At 69.7% G+C, this 1,305-nt stretch carries 1 protein-coding gene; it reads right to left on the bottom strand.

The features are described 5' to 3' along the window. Positions 1-19 precede the first annotated feature (19 nt). Positions 20-1,075 carry an IS110 family transposase gene (locus ACWEF6_RS42885; RefSeq protein WP_449688190.1) on the bottom strand — a complete coding sequence of 352 codons (1,056 nt, stop codon included), beginning with the start codon at positions 1,073-1,075 and terminating at the stop codon, positions 20-22. Between the last annotated feature and the right edge of the window lie 230 nt (positions 1,076-1,305).

Raw genomic sequence — 1,305 nt, 5'->3', positions numbered from 1 at the left:
GTCATGGGTTGCTCCTATGTCAAGCCGCTGCGGGGAGCGTGGCTGTGAGGGGTGTGGTGTCGGTTCGTAGGAGGTTGAACACGACGCGGGCGAGGCGTCGTTTGAGGGCGCGGAGTGCTTCCATGGTGGTGTCTCCGTGGCTGCGGCGGTTGAGGTAGTAGGTGCGGCCGGGGCCGGGCAGGCGGATCTGGGTGACGGCGATGCGGTGTAAGGCGGTGTTGAGCTGGCGGTTGCCGCCGCGGGCGAGGCGGTGGCGGGTGGTGTTGCCTGAGCTGGCGGGGATGGGCGCGACTCCGGCGTGCATGGCGTAGCAGGCTTCGGAGCGGAACCGGGTGACGTTCGCGGTCTCTGCGACGATCTTCGCCGCGGTCAGCGCGCCGCAGCCGGGCAGCGTTAGCAGCCGGGGTGCTGTGCGGGTCATTCGTGCGGCCAGTTCGCGTTCGAGGGCGTTGATGCGGACGGTGAGGCCGCGGATGTCGGTGACCAGCTCGGCGGCGATCCGCACGACCATCGATGCCGGCTGCTGGGCCAGCCATGTGGTGAGCCGGTCGAGTTCGCAGAGCCGGTCCAGGCCGCGTGCGGCGGGGTCGAGTTCGGGGTCGAGTTCGTGCAGGTGCCAGCGCAGCCGGTTCTGCATCCGGGTGCGGGTGCCGATCATGTCCTCGCGGTGGTCGACCAGCAGCTTGACCTCCCGCGACTCGCGGTCGTGAGTGGCGGAGGGCAGATTCGGCTCCCGCAATGCCGCTCGTGCGACGGCGAGGGCGTCGATGGGGTCGGACTTGCCGCGGGTCCTGGCAGCTGACCGTGCGCCGGCCATCAGCTTCGGCGGTACCCGCACCACGGTTTGCCCGGCCGAGAGCAGGGCCCGCTCCAGCCGGGTCGAGACGTGCCGGCAGTCCTCCACCGCGAAGCGCACCTGCTCGGCCGGCCACTGGCGCAATGTCCAGCGCAGCAACTGCCGATGACCGGCGTCGGTGGCCCGCACGGTCTTCTCGCCCAGCTTGCGGCCCACCTCGTCCACGACGACTGCCGTATGCGTGGCCTTGTGGACATCGATACCCAGCACCACCACCATGGGATGGTCTCCTTCCAGCTCGAAGGGACGGCTGGGCCGGCCGGCGGACACACCTCAGTAGGGGGCGCTGCCACGCTCCTATCAAGTCACGCCGGTCGGCCCTGACCACCGGTGACCGGCACAACCCATGATCGCCAACCCGCAAGCAGGCGGCAGCGAGGCTACGAGCCAGGTCACCAGCGGCCAGGATCCCAACCACCGCAACAGCGGCAACACCACCCTGACACTGA

The sequence above is a fragment of the Amycolatopsis sp. NPDC004772 genome, from assembly GCF_053601215.1.
Note: the sequence above shows the minus strand (reverse complement) of the source record. Positions and strands in the feature narration are given on the sequence as shown.

Coding starts and splice junctions, on each gene's coding strand:
- ACWEF6_RS42885 (WP_449688190.1), bottom strand. CDS start 1,075: ATGGTGGTGGTGCTGGGTATCGATGTCCACAAGGCCACGCATACGGCA.